Here is a 15,489-nt window from a genome sequence, read left to right as displayed (position 1 = left end):
ACTATTTGTAAATTATACACTTTTTTTCTCAGAAAGTAAATAGGTTCTGACAAAATACTTTTAAAGTATTTTTTTAAGTAAAAATGTAACTATATATTTCCTAAATTCTCAATTATTAAGCGAATACATATTTATTATATAATTATATTTCTTTTTCTACAATCTATATCGAAATTATATATTAATAATTATTTTAAAATTATGTACTTTTATATAATATAACACTATAAATTAATACTATATTTTCCTATGTTTATTTTATATTCCATAAATTCAAATTATTTTATATCAGACTCAAAACAAAAGCAAATATAGGTAGCGATTTTTAAATACGCTACCTATCATTTGTTTTTATTTTATTATTCCTGCTTCTTGAAGCATCCACTCTATATAAATACCATATCCGGTATCAGGTTTATTTATTAGTACATGAGTGACCGCTCCAACTATTTTATCGTTTTGAATTATAGGACTTCCACTCATTCCCTGAACAATTCCACCTGTTTTTTGTAATAGCCTTGGATCAGTAATTTTTATTACCATGCTTTTCGATCCTGGAATAGATTGATTTAAAGTCTTTTCAATCTCAATGTCGAATTCTTGTGGACCACTCTCATCTACTGTTGTAATTATTTTAGCTTTTCCTACAGATATCTCATCCCTAAACCCAACTTTAAGAGGTTTAATTTTATTATTTAATACTTGAGTATTTTTGATTTCACCAAAAATTCCACTTTGCGTATTTTTTTCAATGTTTCCAGTTGGTGTCTCTTCGTTTAAAAAAATTCCTTTTAATTCACCTGGTGATCCTTTTTCTCCTTTTCTAACACTTATTATAGATGACTCTAATAAGTCTCCTTTCTTTACTAGAAATGGTTCATTTGTGTCTGCATCTGTTATCGGATGTCCTAATGCTCCGAACTTTTTAGTAGTTGGATCAAAAAAAGTCATTGTTCCCACTCCTGCAGTTGAGTCTCTTATCCATAATCCTATTTTATAATCTTTATTATTTTCTTTTTTTAGATGTATTGTTTTTGTGAGATTCTCACCATTTCTTAAAATATCAACCTTTATACTTTCATTATCGCATTCTTTAATTGTTTTTAATAAATCCATGGAATTCTCCATATTTTCACCATTTACTCTTAGTATTACATCACCAATTTCAAGTCCAGCAGCCTTACCAGGACTTTCTTCCTTCTTATTATTGATTTCAATTTCAGAATATCCAACAATAATCACGCCTTCACTATTCACTCTAACTCCGACTGGATTTCCGCCTGGACATATCTCTAAATCTTTAATTTTTTGTACTTCGACAGCTTTCAGAGGAATCATTCCTAAAAATTTTATCTCATACTCATTATCGTTATTACCAATCTTACTTATGGTGTTTCCTATGGGTGCAATTGATTGTACTGTCTTTTCATCTCTTGTATAAATCTTACTTGGTAATTTCCTTATGCTCATCGTGGTAAATAAAATTAGAATAAGGATTGGAGTCATAATTAAACTAGTAGCACATAAAATTTTTCTCTTCATATTTCTCTCCTCCTTTACTTACTAAATTTAATTTTCCCACTGCACTCAAGTCTTATCCTATAAGAACTTTGTTATTGTAGTCAAAAAATTTAGCTTATACTAAATTTTAAAAGTATATAACTTTATTTCTTTTACTTTATATATAAATTTCCAAAATTATAAAAATAAAAAAATAAAACCATGCAATTACATGGTTTTATTTTTACCAATTTTATTTTCTATATGTATTTATTTTTGAATTTCTAGCTTTTTTAGTTCACTTAATTTTATCATTTCCTTAACATTATTTAATGTAGCTTCTGTTACATCGTCTCCTGCTAACATTTTACTTATCTCAAGTTCTTTTTCTTCCTTTTTTAAAACCTTTATCTTTGTAAATGTTTTGTTATCTTTAACTTTTTTCATAACAAAATAATGATGATCAGATAATACAGCAATCTGCGGCAAATGAGTTATGCATAAAACTTGATGCGTATCTGATAATTGATACATCTTTTCTCCAACTCTTTGTGCAACTGCTCCACTTATTCCTGTATCTATTTCGTCAAAAATTAATGTTGGTATTTCATCCTTCTCAGCAAAAACACATTTTAAAGCTAACATTATTCTTGACAGTTCTCCACCTGATAATACTTTTTCAAGCGGCATAAGTGGTTCTCCTGGATTTGTAGATATTAAAAAACTAACATCATCAAATCCCTTTTCATTAAACTCTTCTTGACGAACTATACTTATTTCCATTCTTGATTTTTCAAGACCAACAAACGTAAGTTCTCTTAATATTTTTTCTTCTAAGAATTTACTTTTTCTTACTCTTAGTTCATGAAGAATTAACGCTTCTTTTTCCATTTTAGATAGAATTTCTTTCTCTTTTTCCTTAAGACTTTCTATTATTTGTTCAGAATTTAATATTTCATTATATTCTTTTTTTATTTTTTCATAATAATCTAAGATCTCTGGAATTGTTGGCGCATATTTCTTCTTATAAGTATTTATTTCATAAATTCTAGCATTTACTTTCTCCAACGCATCTTGATCAAAAACAATCTCTTCTGCCATGTCACGGATCTCACGACTAGCTTCTTCTAAAGTATAAAATGCTTCTTCAATTAATTGCTTATTCTTCTTAATCTTTTCAAAATGATTTTCTACATTAGATAGTTCGTGCATTATCTTTGATATGGAATCAATCACATTTAACTCTTCGTTTCCACTAAGCATTCCATATGAGATAGATAAACTATTATTAATTTTTTCAGCATTTGCTAAAATATTATATTCTTCTTTTAAAGTTTCTTCTTCATCCTTTTTTAATTTAGCTTTCTCAATATCTTCAATTTGAAATTTAAGATAGTCTAGCAATTTTTCTCTATCTTGATTGCCACAAATCCTATTAATTTCTTCTCTTATTTTTATTAAATCTGCCCTTAAATCGCTAAATCTACCTATAGGATGTATCATCTCATCTCCTATAAATCCATCTAAATATGATATATGAGTATTTCTTTGTAGAAGTTCTTGATTAGCATGTTGTCCATGAATATCTAAAAGTTTTGCTCTAATTTTTCTAAGTTGTGAAGTAATTAAGCTTTTCCCATTTACCTTTATCAAGTTTTTCCCACTCGCATGACTTTCTCTCGAAATTATTAAGACATCTTCATACTCAATATCTAATTCTTCCAATACCTCAGAAACTTTTGATTTTTCTAATGAAAATAATGCCTCTACATATGTTCTATCTTCACCAGTTCTTATTAAATTTTTCGAGAACTTTCCACCAAGAACAAAGTCGATTGCATCTATCATGATGGACTTTCCTGCTCCAGTTTCTCCTGAAAGTATATTAAACCCTTCACTAAAATTTATCGTCATGTCTTCTATCAACGCAAAATTTTTGATATTTAATTGAATTAGCATTTCATCCCACCCTTAATATTTATGATGACATTCTTTTTCTTATTTTATCAACCAAATCTTCAGCACTTTCCAAACTTCTAACTAAAATGAAAATAGTATTATCTCCTGCTACTGTTCCTGCAATATCCGCACTTTCCAAATTATCAATAGCTTCAGCTGTAATTGGTGCCGACCCTGTTATAGTTTTTATTACAACCATTTTATCTACATTTTCTACTGAAAGCACTGTATTAGCTAAAATATTGCTTAATCTATCAATGATATTTTTTTGTTCTCCTGTAGACACAGCATATTTAGATTTACCATTAGTCGATTGCATTTTTATTAACTTTAAATTCTTTATATCTCTAGATACAGTCGCTTGTGTGACATCAAATCCTTCTTTTTTTAATGCATCTGCCAACTCTTCTTGTGTCTCTATTTCTCTTGAGCCTATGATTTCTAATATTTTAGTATGCCTTTTTGATTTCAAAGTTTCTCACCATCACATTCTTTAGAATTATTCAAAATCTTACTTCTCAAGACTTTAAAATAATCATAATCATCAAATACAAGTAATTTTACACTTTTTTTATTTTTACTTACCTTTACCGAAGTTTCATGATTAATTTTAATAGCCTTTTGACCATCTACAGTCAAATAAATTTTTTCTTCTTCATGGTCCGCATATATATCTATAACACTGTCTCCTTTTAATACGATAGTTTGCATACTTTTAGTATGAGGACATATAGGAGTTATTGTTATAAGTTCTAAATCCGGATATATAAATGGTCCTCCTGCTGAAAATGAGTATGCTGTAGATCCAGTAGGTGTTGCTATAATAAGTCCATCACCTTTGAATGTAGAATATATCTTTCCATCTACAAATATCGTAAATTTCACCATTCTTGAAAGAGTTCCTCTAGCCAGTACCACATCATTTAAAGCCTTAAGTTCTTCTTTATTTTCATCTGATTCAACTTTACAATTTAACATCATTCTGTCAACAAATTTATATTTCCCGTCTTTTAATTTTTCAAGAGCAATATCAATATCTGATATATCTACACTTGACAAAAATCCTAAATTGCCTATATTAATCCCTAAGATAGGTGAATTAAAACTATCATTTAAAGATCTAGCTATTCCAAGGAGTGTACCATCTCCACCCAATACGATAAGTAAATCAATATCTGCTAAATTCTGCTCTTCTATATCGAATGAATTAAAAACTTCAATATTTTTCAAGTTAAACTTTTCCTTAAATTTTTTTACAACCATATTCAATATTCTATTATCTACATCTTTTGATGGATTAATTGCAATCCCAATATTATTCATAGCCCCTCCAAGGAAGTTAAATTTCTATGTGTGAATTTTCAACAACTTCATCTATATCATCTTTTCCAAAATCACTCTTTTTATTTTTATCCTTTGTAAAATACACTAAATATTCTCTATTTCCTTCTGGCCCTTTAATAGGAGAAAAACTCACACCTAAAACATTTAAGTTTTGCTGTAATAAAAAGTCTACAATATCATGCACTACTTCTTTATGTGTGCTTATCTCTCTTACAACGCCTTTTTTTCCTACTTTCTCGCGTCCAGCTTCAAATTGAGGCTTTATAAGTGCAACAACTTCTCCATCATCTTTTAGCAAATTTATTGTCGCAGGCATTATTTTTTTTAATGATATAAAAGATACATCTATAGATGCAAAGTCCAAAGGTTCTCCTATATCTTCTAGAGTAACATATCTTATATTTGTTCTTTCCATACAAACTACTCTTTCGTCAGTTCTAAGTTTCCATGCAAACTGTCCATACCCAACATCTACAGAAAACACTTTAGAAGCACCGTTTTGAAGCATGCAATCAGTGAATCCGCCTGTGGATGCCCCTATATCCATACACACTTTATTCTCTAATGATATGCTATAAGTTTTCATTGCTTTTTCTAATTTAAGTCCACCTCTGCTAACATACTTAAGTGTTTCTCCTCGATATTCAATATTAGCATTAGAACTTACTTTCTCACCAGCCTTATCTACTTTCTGGCCATCAACATAAACTTTACCTTCCATTATACAAGCTTTTGCTTTTTCTCTAGAATTAATTATGCCCTTTTCTACTAAAAGTAAATCAAGTCTTTCTTTTTTTTCCGCCATTTGTTTCTCCTTTTAATCATAAAGCTTCATAACAATCTTGCTTATATTCTCGTAATCTAATTTATATGTTTTGTACAAGATTTCTACATTTCCCTGAGGAATAAATTCATCATCATATCCAAGTGACCTAATAGTTCCTTTATAATCTATTTCACTTAAATAATCTTTTACAGCTGAACCTAACCCGCCTTTTAAAATGTTATCCTCTATTGTTAAAATATTATATCCTTCTTTTTTTATATTTTCTAGTAATTTTTTATCAATTGGCTTAACAAATGTTGCATTAATAACCGTTGGATTTAATCCTTTCTCATATAGGAATTCTTTTGCAAGCATTGCATGTTGAACCATCCTGCCAGTTGCAATAATACAAACCTTAGAACCTCTATTTACTATTTCCCATTGTCCTTCTACCACCTCTTTAATTGGTGAAAGAGTATCAATTATGTTTCCACCCTTTGGATATCTTATTGCAACTGGCGCATTTTTGTTAATTGCCCATTTTAATAAAACATCAACTTCTTCTAGACATTTTGGTACAACTATATGTATATTAGGGATCATAGATAAATAGGATAAATCATTAATACCTTGATGAGTTTCACCGTCTTCTCCAACTATTCCCGCTCTATCTATCGCAAATACTACTGGAAGATTTTGAATACAAACATCATGCAATACCTGGTCAAACGCCCTTTGTAGAAATGTTGAATAAACTGCGAAAACAGGTTTTAAACCATTACTCGCCATCCCAGCAGCAAGAGTAACTGCATGTTCTTCTGCTATTCCAACATCAAAGAATCTATCTCTAAATTTCTGTGAAAAACACTTAAGTCCTGTACCTTCTGGCATAGCTGCTGTAATTGCAACTATTTTTTCATCTTGAGCTCCAAGATTTACTAGTGCCTTTCCAAATGCCTTTGAATAGCTATTCTTTGGTGATGCATTTGATTCACCGCTTTCTAAATTAAATGCTCCTACCGCATGGTACTTACTTGGACTTTCTTCTGCTAGCGCATAACCTTTTCCTTTTTGAGTTAAAATATGTATTATTACTGGTTCGTTTATTTCTTTTGCTTTTATAAACACCTCTGTCATTGCATCGATATCATGCCCATCAATTGGTCCAATATATTTTACCCCCATGTTTTCAAAAAACATAGATGGAACTATTAATTGCTTTATGCTATCTTTAACTTTAGATATTTTTCCCGCTATATTTTTACCTAGATTTGAGTTATCTAAAGATGCATGAATATCAGTCTTTAACTTATTGTATACTGGAGCTATTCTAAGTTTATTTAAATATCGTGATAATCCTCCGACATTTGTTGAAATTGACATCTGGTTATCGTTTAATATAATTATCAATTTTGTTTTTCTAAACCCAACATCATTTAGAGCCTCGATTGCCATTCCACCTGTTAGCGCACCATCACCTATAACAGAGATAACATTATATTTTTCTTTCTTTAAATCTCTTGCCCTTGCAATTCCAAGAGCTGCTGATATTGAAGTACTACTATGGCCTGTGTCAAAATAATCATATTTACTTTCATTTCTCTTAGGAAATCCACTTATTCCATCGTATTTCCTGAGCTTTTTAAACCCTTCTTTTCTTCCAGTCAAAATTTTGTAAATATAACTCTGATGTCCTACATCCCATACTATTTTATCTTTATCAAAACTAAAGGCTTTAAATAAACTTAATGTTAATTCAACAACCCCTAAATTAGATGCTAAATGGCCACCAGTTTTAGAGACACTATCTATTAAAAATTTTCTAATCTCACTACTTAAAACTTTATAATCTTCTTCATTAAGCTTTTTTAAATCTTCTGGAAAATTTAATTTATCCAGTAAGTTCATAATAATCATTCCCTCTATTAATTTTCTCTATTTAAAAGAGTATATGTAAGTTCAACTAAGCAATCTGAATTAACACTCAAACTGTTAAGAATAGATATGCATTCTTTAGTTAAAGTTTCGCATAATTCTTTGCACTTATCTAATCCAAAGACCGATATAAAATTTGTTTTATTATGTTCTTCATCTGCATGTATATTTTTACCTAATATATCACTATCTCCAATAACATCTAATATATCATCTTTTATTTGAAAAACAAGCCCTAGCTTTTCACCATATTCCCTTAATAATCTCAAATCATCTTCAGGCGCTTCAGCTAAAATTGCTCCTGAAACTATTGCCGCTCTAATAAGTGCACCTGTTTTTTTAGCATGCATATATTCTAGCTCATCTTTTGATATCTTCTTTCCTTCTGAAATAATATCTACTACTTGACCGCCTATCATACCTTCTGCGCCTGCCGCAACTGCTATCTCATGTGCTGCTCTTAAAGCATTGTTTTCACTTTTTATCGCATAATCCATCATTATTATCATAGCTTCATTTAATAAAGCATCTCCTGCAAGAACTGCTATATTTTCCTGAAATTTAATATGATTTGTTGGTTTTCCTCTTCTTAAATCGTCATTATCCATACAAGGAAGGTCATCGTGAATTAATGAATATGTATGAATCATTTCCATAGCAGCCGCCATTGGTATAACTTTCCTATAATCTTCTTTGTATATATAATAAGTTAGCGAAAGCAATATTGGTCGTATTCTTTTTCCGCCTATATTCAAACTATAGCTACATGAATCATATATAATTCTATTAAAACTTCCTTTTTCACTGAAGTAATTTTCCAAATATTCATTAATATCTTTTTTTAAATTATTTATCTCCATAATCTTCACTAAACTCCAATTCTTTATCATCTTTAATTATAGAAATTTTAGCTTCATAGGAATCTAAAACCTTATAAATCTTATTTACAAGTTTAACACCTTCTTCATAAGATTTCATAGATTCCTCAAGATTCAAGTCATCTGTTTCTAAATTGCTTAATATATCTTGAAGTTTAGTTAACATTTCTTCATAACTTTCTTTTTTAGCCATATCTCAAACTCCTCATTTTGATGGTATGAATTTTCCTTCTATATTACCATCTTTAAGAATAACTTCTATATTTTTATCTTCATTTAGCTGTTCTTTCGATGTAATAATATTGTTTTCATTATCTTTTATTATAGCATATCCTTTTGAAATTACCTTAATTGGATTATGAGCAAAAAGCAAATTATTTAAATTTTCTACTTTGTTCTTTTCTCCTTTAATTTTCGTTCTCATTGCAAAATTCAACCTATCTTGTAATCTATCCACTTCTAAATATGAATTAGATATTTTAGCCATCGGAGAATGAACCTTTAAAATTCTTTGAGCTCCTGATAAATTATTTCTACAAGTATCTAATCTATCACTTATATACTTATCTAAATTCTTTGAAATATCTAGTAATCTATCTTTTATATTATCACTAAGTGGAACAGCAATCTCGGCTCCTTGAGAAGGTGTTGCTGCCCTGACATCTGCTACAAAATCACAAATCGTAAAATCTATCTCATGCCCTACTGCTGAAATTATGGGTATTTTAGAGTTGAAAATCGCCTTAGCCAACTCCTCTTCATTAAAATTCCATAATTCCTCTATGGAACCTCCGCCTCTGCCTACTATAATTATATCTACTGATTTCTTTCTATTAAAATAACTAATTCCAGAAATGATATCCTTGTAGGCACCTGCACCTTGTACTTTTGCCGGATATAGGACTACATCCACAAGACTGCTTCTTCTAGTTGAAACATTTATAATATCTCTTATTGCCGCCCCTGTTGGCGATGTAACTATTCCTATTCTCTGAGGATACTTTGGTAATTCCTTTTTATATGCTTCATCAAAATATCCTTCTTTAGATAGTTTTTCTTTAAGTTTCTCAAATTTAATGAATAAATCTCCTAATCCTTCTTTTCTTATCTCATCACAATAAAGTTGGAAGCTTCCAGTGGCAGGATATATTGATGCCCTACCTTTAATAATAACTTCCATTCCTTCTTCTAATGGAAAATCTAATAATACTGCATTACTTTTAAACATAACGCAATTTATCCTGCCACTACTATCTTTAAGTGTAAAGTAAATATGCCCACTACTATGATACTTCAAATTAGAAATCTCCCCTTTTACAGAGAGATTACTTAAGATAAAGTCATTGTCTAACATTCTTTTTATATAATTTGTGACCTCTGAAACAGTTAAAGTCTTAATATTCATTTTCCTGTAAAGCCTCACATGCATTTTTTATTAATAAAGTAGTTGTTAACGAGCCAACTCCACCTGGAACTGGAGTTAAGTATCTACATTTATCTATTACCTTATCAAAATCTACATCTCCAGTTATTTTCCCCTCAAAAGATGATGTCCCAACATCTATTACAATCGCATTTTCATTTACGTATGTTTCATCAATGAATTTTGGTCTTCCTATAGCTACCACTAAAATATCTGCATTCTTGCAAACTTCTCTTAGATTCTTAGTTTTTGAATGACAAATTGTAACTGTCGCATTTTCATTCAATAAAAGCTGAGCTACTGGCTTTCCAACTATATTGCTTCTTCCAAGGACTACAACATTCTTCCCTACAATATCTATGTTTAGACTTTTAATTAAGGTAATTACTGAATTAGGTGTACAAGGTAAAAATTTTGGCTCTCCCATATATAGTTTTCCTTGACTCTCAAATGTAAGACAATCAATATCCTTATTAGGAGATATTTGCTTGATAATTTTCTTTTCATCAAAATTATTCGGAAGTGGTAACTGTAGAATAATTCCATGAATATTATTATCTTCATTTAATTTATGTATTTCTGCTATAACATCTTCGTCATTGCAAGTTTCTGGTAAAGTTAATTTTAGAAACTCAACTCCAAGAGAATTAGCTACTTTCTCTTGACTGCCCATATAATAAATAGATCCACCATCATTTCCAACTAATATTGATGCAATTTTAGGAACTTGAAGATTTTTTTCTTTTCTATTATTAACAAAATTTTTTATTTCTTCTTTCACTTTTAATGCAACTTCTTTACCATTAATAATTTGCCCCATTTTATCATTCTACCTACTTTCACTTTGTAATCCTATTTTATATAATTTTAAGTATCTTTATTGCAAATATTCTAAACAAAATTAAGTTATAAATCATGTATATTTAAAATGTATTAGTATATAAAAATTAGTCCTACTTAACCTTATCTAGTACTCCGTTTATAAACGATACACTTTTTTCATCTGAATATCTTCTTGTAATTTCTAAAGCTTCGTTGATGGCAACACCTCTTGGTACTTCCTTATCATATAATAATTCGTATGTTGCAATTCTTAAAATGCTTAAATTAACTTTAGATATTCTTTCAATTTTCCAGTTATGTAAATTCTCTTGTATAACTTTGTCAATTGCTTCTTTATTATTGTTTACACCAATTAACACTTGTTTTACATATGTTAAGTCAATCTCTTTTATATCCCCTTCATAATTCTCTACAAATGCTTCCACTGCATCTTCCATTGTATCTTTGCTCAAAGTCATTCCAAATAGTAACTCCATAGCCTTTTCCCTTGATAATTTTCTGTTCATATATTCCTCCTAAATATGTATCATAGTTAATTATGTACATTTATCATTATACACACTTTTGCTTTCTTTTAAACCTTGGTTAATTTCAGCATAGAAACACCCTCTGAAAGCTTCAGAGGGTGAAAATCAAACTAGTTAGATTCACTTTCTTCCTTTTTTGATATATAAATATTCTGAACATAGATATTAACGGCTTCAACATATAGTCCCGTCATAGCTTCCACGGTTTTCTTAACATTATCTTGCACCTGAGGCACAACTTCCATTATTTTTTTACCATATTCAACTGATACGTTCATATCTATAATTGCTTTATCTTCTTCTAGAGTAACTTTACTTGCTTTAGCGGTGTTCTTTTTACCTTTAAATATGTTTGTTAAGTTGTTTGCAACACCCATTTGAGCATCTAATATTCCATCAATCTCCTGAGCAGCAATTCCTGCAATAACGCTTACTACCTCATCAGAAATTTTAACTACTCCGATATTTTCTTCTCTAACTAAATCTTCCATGTTACTTTAACCTCCTAGGTTTTGTGATAACAAAACATGATAATCTTGTGTTCATTATATCAAATATAATTTAACATTACAAATATATTATGGTTTTTATACTATTTTTGTACTTGTATTATTACGTCTTTAATTTTTGATATCTCTTGAACTATTTCTTGTATAGCTACAGTTTCACTTTCTTGAAGTTCATTAGGTGATTTAACAATTACTGTTGCTTTATCTGATTGTAACATACATAAAGCATCCTCATAACCTTTATTTTTGATACTTAATTCTATTCTTCCTTCACTATCTTTTGTCATTGTTTTTTGTGTTAACTCTTTTGTTGCTTGATCCTTTTGCTCCTTTGATGTATTTGCATCTGAAATTATTGAATTTAAAGTTTGTATTGTAGTTGAATCCTGTTGATCTCTTTCGCTTCGCGCATCATAAAAATAATTTTGTTGACTTAAAGCCTGTGTATCTTGTTCAGTTTTTGATTGATCAGTAGATAAAACCTGGCTTAAATCTGTTGGATCATTTAGCCCTCCGTTATTAAGTTTTGCTGCTAGCATTCCTACACATAATATTAATGCTAATAATGTAAATATAATCCCACATTGTTTCTTTGTCATAATATTCTTCCTCCCATTCTTTTTCTATAAAATTATATGCTACTTCTTCATGCTATATACATTAACCTTATCTAAACTTAAGTTATATAGTTTTGACACAGCTTGTTCTATTCCATATTTTATCTTGCTATTGTCAGCACCTTCTGCAAGTATTATTATCCCAGTAATTTTAGGCTTATAGGTTTTCAAAATAAATGGTTCATTATTCCCATCAGATGTTGTCATTACAGTTTTTGACGTATCTGTGTCTTGATTTGTAACTCTTTTTCCACCCTCGGTATCATTTTCCTCTGTAGTTGACTTTTGATTATTATTATCATACGCCGGAACTTTTTCTCCCCCATTTTCAAAAGACATCATTACCTCAACATCACCAACTCCATTCATTTTCTTTAATATGTTTTTTAAATCATTTTTTTGTTTTTCTTCATAATTTTTTTCATCTGATTCATTATTTATTTTAGTATCATCTACATTTTCTGCATTTGTTTTAGCTGCGGTAGATGATAGTTTATTGCTGCTAAAATTATTGTTGCCAGATGAAAATACATTCATAGCAATAAGTATAAATGCAAGTATTATACAAACTGCTATAAGACTTTTCATCTTTTTCTGCTCTAGTATTTTGCTAAATTCTTTTTTAAATTTATCTTTATCCATATATACCTCCTACTCCTCTAATCCATATACTTCTATTTTCTCCTTTGGAATGTTTAATTCATTGCTTGCAAAATCAGCTATTTCACTATATTCCGCATTTTTTCCTTCGTTATTTTCATCTGCACCTTTGCTTATTACTATTTTTTTTATTTTATTTATTTTATTACTACTTACACCTATCCTAAGTTTCTTTACATTTATAGCTACTTTACTAAAATCCACATCACAATCAACTTCGCTCTTAAAGTTCATCTCTTTGAAATTATTTTTTAAAATGTTATCACAATTTTTATTAAAGTTGGCTACAAATGCTTTTTTTCTCTCATCATCTGTATTACTTTTGCTTAATGTATTTATACTGTCAAAATTAGCTGTATCTCTATCTTTTGAAAATGCTTGTTCATAATTATTAATTACATCTGTAAAGTTTTTTTCTCCACCTTCTACAATTTGCAATATTGGATTTAATATAATTGTTATTAGTATTAATCCCAAGACAAATTTTATATATTTCTTCATCTTACTAGGAGCAATCATCTCTACAGCGCTCATAAATATAAGAACAGTCACAAGGGTAATTACAAATTTTTTTAAAGCTTCCATAAACATATTATTTTATCCTCCAACTATAAACCTACCAGTGGATGCCATGATACCTATTAATATAAAAAACATAAAGCTTACAGTTAATACACATGATATTATAAGCATCATGGAACTTCCCGCTGCCTCCAATGACTTCGTTATTCTAGAATCGCTTATTGGTTCTATTAATGCCGCTGATAATTTATATATAAACTCTATAAGAACTAACTTAATAAGGGGGTGTAAGAGAATTAAGATAATTACAACTAACCCTATTGAACTTATAGCGTTTTTTATTATAAGTGAATATCCAGCAACAGAAGTAATCGCATCCGAAAAGGCTTTTCCAACAATAGGAATAAAGTTGTCTACAGCGAATTTTGCCGTCTTTAGTGTTACTGCATCAATCGTAGTTGATGTAATCCCTCTAATCGTTAATAATCCTATAAAAATTGTTACTATGATTCCCTGAAACCATATGATGATTTGCTTAAACAACTTACACAAATTATTTATTTTATGCTCTGCTGATATGTTATTCGCAAATTCTAATACAAATCCCATTAATATCATTGGAATTATCACATTGGAATAAACTTTAGGTATAAATACAACTGCACCAAGTACTATAGGATCTAATGTAGTAGCCGCTGCTATTCCTCCAGCAAGAGAAATCATAGTCACAAGAATAGGGAGAAGCGCACTCATAAAATCTGAAATATTATTTATTACATCTTTAGCAACTGAAATTGAAATTATAAAACTCTTTGATAACACCATTATTATTAAGGCGTAGCATGCATAAAATGCTACTTGGGATATACTTTCACCTGAAAATGCATCTTGTAGATTTTTTAGTAGTGAACATATTATTGCTATTGTAACTATTGATATTACTAAAGATAATACACTTTTCACTTCTTTAAATATTATGCTTAATGCTGCTTTTAGAAGTGTATCAATTGAAAGATTCCCTTTACCTTCTTTGATATAAGTTTTGACATATTCAACTGGATTTAAATTATTCATGAGCTCAACATCTGTTTTCATTTTGCTTATATATTCATATAGCGAATTAATTTCTTCTTTCGCACTTCCCCCTAATTCATCTATGTTAACTTCATTTTCAGAAGATTGTTTACTTTTATTCTTATCATAAAAGTTTGTGTTATTACCTGTTTCAATATCAACTTTATTATTTACTTCTGCCGCATAAATAGTTCTCGATTCAATAAAAGAATCACCTGTCACAGCCGAAATAAATATGTTAATCATAAGGCTCATTAATACTATAAACGTAACTCTTTTTATCATCTTCATATATAAACACCTACATTATCTGCAATATAGAATTTAATACTGCCATAAGTATCGGAATTGCTAGTACTAAAATCATTATTTTACCTGATAAATCTATTTGAGTCGCAAGGCTATCGGCATTAGCATCCTTACATAATGCACTTGAAAATGATGCTATATATGCTATAGCCAAAATCTTGAGTACTATTCCAATATAGACCATATCAATATTGGCTTTATCTGCAATTTCTTTTACAAAGTCTATCACTTGTCTAAGTGGCTCTATCATAATAAGAAGAATTAATGCACCCGCAGTTAGAACAAGGAATGTATTTAATTCATTTTTAGATTGCTTGAATAATAGCATAATAAATAATGTTATAAACGCTATGCCTACAATTTTTACTATTAACATAATCTGCATCCCTACATTACAAACATAGTTTTAACAGTACTAAATAAATCCCCTATGATCGAAACTATCATAAGCAGAATTATTACAACTCCTGCAATATTTGTTATAGCTGCAATCTCACCTTTTCCACTGCTAGTAAGAACCTTATCTAATACTACTAAAAGTATCCCAGCTCCTCCAATTTTAAAAAGTATAGTTATATCATGCATTTATCTTCCTCCAATCCTTATTTAGTATAATTATTTTA

Annotated in this window: 18 protein-coding genes; all 18 read right to left on the bottom strand. The window is 29.5% G+C overall.

Going from position 1 to position 15,489, the window contains the following annotated elements; all coding sequences use genetic code 11:
* Window positions 1-351: 351 nt before the first annotated feature.
* Window positions 352-1,542, bottom strand: coding sequence for a SpoIVB peptidase (gene spoIVB / locus F3K33_RS08465; RefSeq protein ID WP_017208905.1), 1,191 nt, complete (start codon window positions 1,540-1,542; stop codon window positions 352-354).
* A gap of 228 nt (window positions 1,543-1,770) precedes the next feature.
* Window positions 1,771-3,459, bottom strand: a complete 1,689-nt coding sequence (recN, locus tag F3K33_RS08460) for a DNA repair protein RecN (RefSeq protein WP_023974705.1) — start codon at window positions 3,457-3,459, stop codon at window positions 1,771-1,773.
* Window positions 3,460-3,478: 19 nt separating this feature from the next.
* On the bottom strand, window positions 3,479-3,931 hold the full coding sequence (locus F3K33_RS08455) for an arginine repressor (RefSeq protein ID WP_011969033.1): 453 nt from the start codon (window positions 3,929-3,931) through the stop codon (window positions 3,479-3,481).
* Window positions 3,928-4,782 (bottom strand): NAD(+)/NADH kinase, encoded by an 855-nt coding sequence (locus F3K33_RS08450; RefSeq protein WP_011969032.1) that lies wholly within the window; start codon window positions 4,780-4,782, stop codon window positions 3,928-3,930. The genes F3K33_RS08455 and F3K33_RS08450 overlap by 4 nt, the downstream gene beginning before the upstream one ends.
* A 16-nt stretch (window positions 4,783-4,798) precedes the next feature.
* Window positions 4,799-5,608, bottom strand: a complete 810-nt coding sequence (locus tag F3K33_RS08445; protein ID WP_023974707.1) for a TlyA family RNA methyltransferase — start codon at window positions 5,606-5,608, stop codon at window positions 4,799-4,801.
* A gap of 12 nt (window positions 5,609-5,620) precedes the next feature.
* Window positions 5,621-7,477, bottom strand: coding sequence for a 1-deoxy-D-xylulose-5-phosphate synthase (dxs, locus tag F3K33_RS08440; RefSeq protein ID WP_039770546.1), 1,857 nt, complete (start codon window positions 7,475-7,477; stop codon window positions 5,621-5,623).
* A 17-nt stretch (window positions 7,478-7,494) separates the two neighbouring features.
* Window positions 7,495-8,364 carry a polyprenyl synthetase family protein gene (locus F3K33_RS08435; RefSeq protein WP_039770548.1) on the bottom strand — a complete coding sequence of 290 codons (870 nt, stop codon included), beginning with the start codon at window positions 8,362-8,364 and terminating at the stop codon, window positions 7,495-7,497.
* Window positions 8,351-8,575, bottom strand: coding sequence for an exodeoxyribonuclease VII small subunit (locus F3K33_RS08430; protein WP_039770549.1), 225 nt, complete (start codon window positions 8,573-8,575; stop codon window positions 8,351-8,353). The genes F3K33_RS08435 and F3K33_RS08430 overlap by 14 nt, the downstream gene beginning before the upstream one ends.
* Window positions 8,576-8,587: 12 nt before the next feature.
* On the bottom strand, window positions 8,588-9,787 hold the full coding sequence (xseA, locus tag F3K33_RS08425) for an exodeoxyribonuclease VII large subunit (RefSeq protein WP_017208899.1): 1,200 nt from the start codon (window positions 9,785-9,787) through the stop codon (window positions 8,588-8,590).
* On the bottom strand, window positions 9,777-10,625 hold the full coding sequence (locus tag F3K33_RS08420) for a bifunctional methylenetetrahydrofolate dehydrogenase/methenyltetrahydrofolate cyclohydrolase (protein ID WP_023974711.1): 849 nt from the start codon (window positions 10,623-10,625) through the stop codon (window positions 9,777-9,779). Before F3K33_RS08420 ends, xseA begins: the two co-directional genes overlap by 11 nt.
* A gap of 133 nt (window positions 10,626-10,758) precedes the next feature.
* Entirely contained in the window at window positions 10,759-11,154 is a 396-nt protein-coding gene (nusB, locus tag F3K33_RS08415) for a transcription antitermination factor NusB (RefSeq protein ID WP_039770551.1), read from the bottom strand.
* A gap of 131 nt (window positions 11,155-11,285) precedes the next feature.
* Complete coding sequence (locus tag F3K33_RS08410; protein ID WP_011969024.1) at window positions 11,286-11,666, bottom strand: Asp23/Gls24 family envelope stress response protein; 381 nt, start codon at window positions 11,664-11,666, stop codon at window positions 11,286-11,288.
* A gap of 101 nt (window positions 11,667-11,767) precedes the next feature.
* Window positions 11,768-12,283, bottom strand: coding sequence for a SpoIIIAH-like family protein (locus F3K33_RS08405; RefSeq protein ID WP_011969023.1), 516 nt, complete (start codon window positions 12,281-12,283; stop codon window positions 11,768-11,770).
* A gap of 39 nt (window positions 12,284-12,322) precedes the next feature.
* Window positions 12,323-12,943 carry a stage III sporulation protein AG gene (gene spoIIIAG, locus F3K33_RS08400; protein WP_011969022.1) on the bottom strand — a complete coding sequence of 207 codons (621 nt, stop codon included), beginning with the start codon at window positions 12,941-12,943 and terminating at the stop codon, window positions 12,323-12,325.
* Between the two features lie 9 nt (window positions 12,944-12,952).
* Window positions 12,953-13,552 (bottom strand): stage III sporulation protein AF, encoded by a 600-nt coding sequence (gene spoIIIAF / locus F3K33_RS08395; RefSeq protein WP_039770559.1) that lies wholly within the window; start codon window positions 13,550-13,552, stop codon window positions 12,953-12,955.
* Window positions 13,553-13,558: 6 nt separating this feature from the next.
* The gene (gene spoIIIAE / locus F3K33_RS08390; RefSeq protein ID WP_039770562.1) at window positions 13,559-14,848 is read right to left on the bottom strand and encodes a stage III sporulation protein AE; all 1,290 of its coding nucleotides are present in this window, start codon (window positions 14,846-14,848) and stop codon (window positions 13,559-13,561) included.
* 10 nt (window positions 14,849-14,858) lie between these two features.
* Entirely contained in the window at window positions 14,859-15,242 is a 384-nt protein-coding gene (gene spoIIIAD / locus F3K33_RS08385) for a stage III sporulation protein AD (protein WP_011969019.1), read from the bottom strand.
* Between the two features lie 11 nt (window positions 15,243-15,253).
* Window positions 15,254-15,451, bottom strand: coding sequence for a stage III sporulation protein AC (gene spoIIIAC, locus F3K33_RS08380; protein ID WP_011969018.1), 198 nt, complete (start codon window positions 15,449-15,451; stop codon window positions 15,254-15,256).
* Window positions 15,452-15,489: the final 38 nt, after the last annotated feature.

Source organism: Clostridium beijerinckii, assembly GCF_008705175.1.
Taxonomy (GTDB): Bacteria; Bacillota; Clostridia; order Clostridiales; family Clostridiaceae; genus Clostridium; species Clostridium beijerinckii.
Note: the sequence above shows the minus strand (reverse complement) of the source record. Positions and strands in the feature narration are given on the sequence as shown.

What these genes read in the sequence shown, in the direction of transcription:
- spoIVB (WP_017208905.1), bottom strand. Translation starts at nt 1,542, where the DNA reads ATGAAGAGAAAAATTTTATGTGCTACTAGTTTAATTATGACTCCAATC.
- recN (WP_023974705.1), bottom strand. Translation starts at nt 3,459, where the DNA reads ATGCTAATTCAATTAAATATCAAAAATTTTGCGTTGATAGAAGACATG.
- F3K33_RS08450 (WP_011969032.1), bottom strand. Translation starts at nt 4,782, where the DNA reads ATGAATAATATTGGGATTGCAATTAATCCATCAAAAGATGTAGATAAT.
- F3K33_RS08445 (WP_023974707.1), bottom strand. Translation starts at nt 5,608, where the DNA reads ATGGCGGAAAAAAAAGAAAGACTTGATTTACTTTTAGTAGAAAAGGGC.
- dxs (WP_039770546.1), bottom strand. Translation starts at nt 7,477, where the DNA reads ATGAACTTACTGGATAAATTAAATTTTCCAGAAGATTTAAAAAAGCTT.
- F3K33_RS08435 (WP_039770548.1), bottom strand. Translation starts at nt 8,364, where the DNA reads ATGGAGATAAATAATTTAAAAAAAGATATTAATGAATATTTGGAAAAT.
- F3K33_RS08430 (WP_039770549.1), bottom strand. Translation starts at nt 8,575, where the DNA reads ATGGCTAAAAAAGAAAGTTATGAAGAAATGTTAACTAAACTTCAAGAT.
- xseA (WP_017208899.1), bottom strand. Translation starts at nt 9,787, where the DNA reads ATGAATATTAAGACTTTAACTGTTTCAGAGGTCACAAATTATATAAAA.
- F3K33_RS08420 (WP_023974711.1), bottom strand. Translation starts at nt 10,625, where the DNA reads ATGGGGCAAATTATTAATGGTAAAGAAGTTGCATTAAAAGTGAAAGAA.
- nusB (WP_039770551.1), bottom strand. Translation starts at nt 11,154, where the DNA reads ATGAACAGAAAATTATCAAGGGAAAAGGCTATGGAGTTACTATTTGGA.
- F3K33_RS08410 (WP_011969024.1), bottom strand. Translation starts at nt 11,666, where the DNA reads ATGGAAGATTTAGTTAGAGAAGAAAATATCGGAGTAGTTAAAATTTCT.
- F3K33_RS08405 (WP_011969023.1), bottom strand. Translation starts at nt 12,283, where the DNA reads ATGACAAAGAAACAATGTGGGATTATATTTACATTATTAGCATTAATA.
- spoIIIAG (WP_011969022.1), bottom strand. Translation starts at nt 12,943, where the DNA reads ATGGATAAAGATAAATTTAAAAAAGAATTTAGCAAAATACTAGAGCAG.
- spoIIIAF (WP_039770559.1), bottom strand. Translation starts at nt 13,552, where the DNA reads ATGTTTATGGAAGCTTTAAAAAAATTTGTAATTACCCTTGTGACTGTT.
- spoIIIAE (WP_039770562.1), bottom strand. Translation starts at nt 14,848, where the DNA reads ATGAAGATGATAAAAAGAGTTACGTTTATAGTATTAATGAGCCTTATG.
- spoIIIAD (WP_011969019.1), bottom strand. Translation starts at nt 15,242, where the DNA reads ATGTTAATAGTAAAAATTGTAGGCATAGCGTTTATAACATTATTTATT.
- spoIIIAC (WP_011969018.1), bottom strand. Translation starts at nt 15,451, where the DNA reads ATGCATGATATAACTATACTTTTTAAAATTGGAGGAGCTGGGATACTT.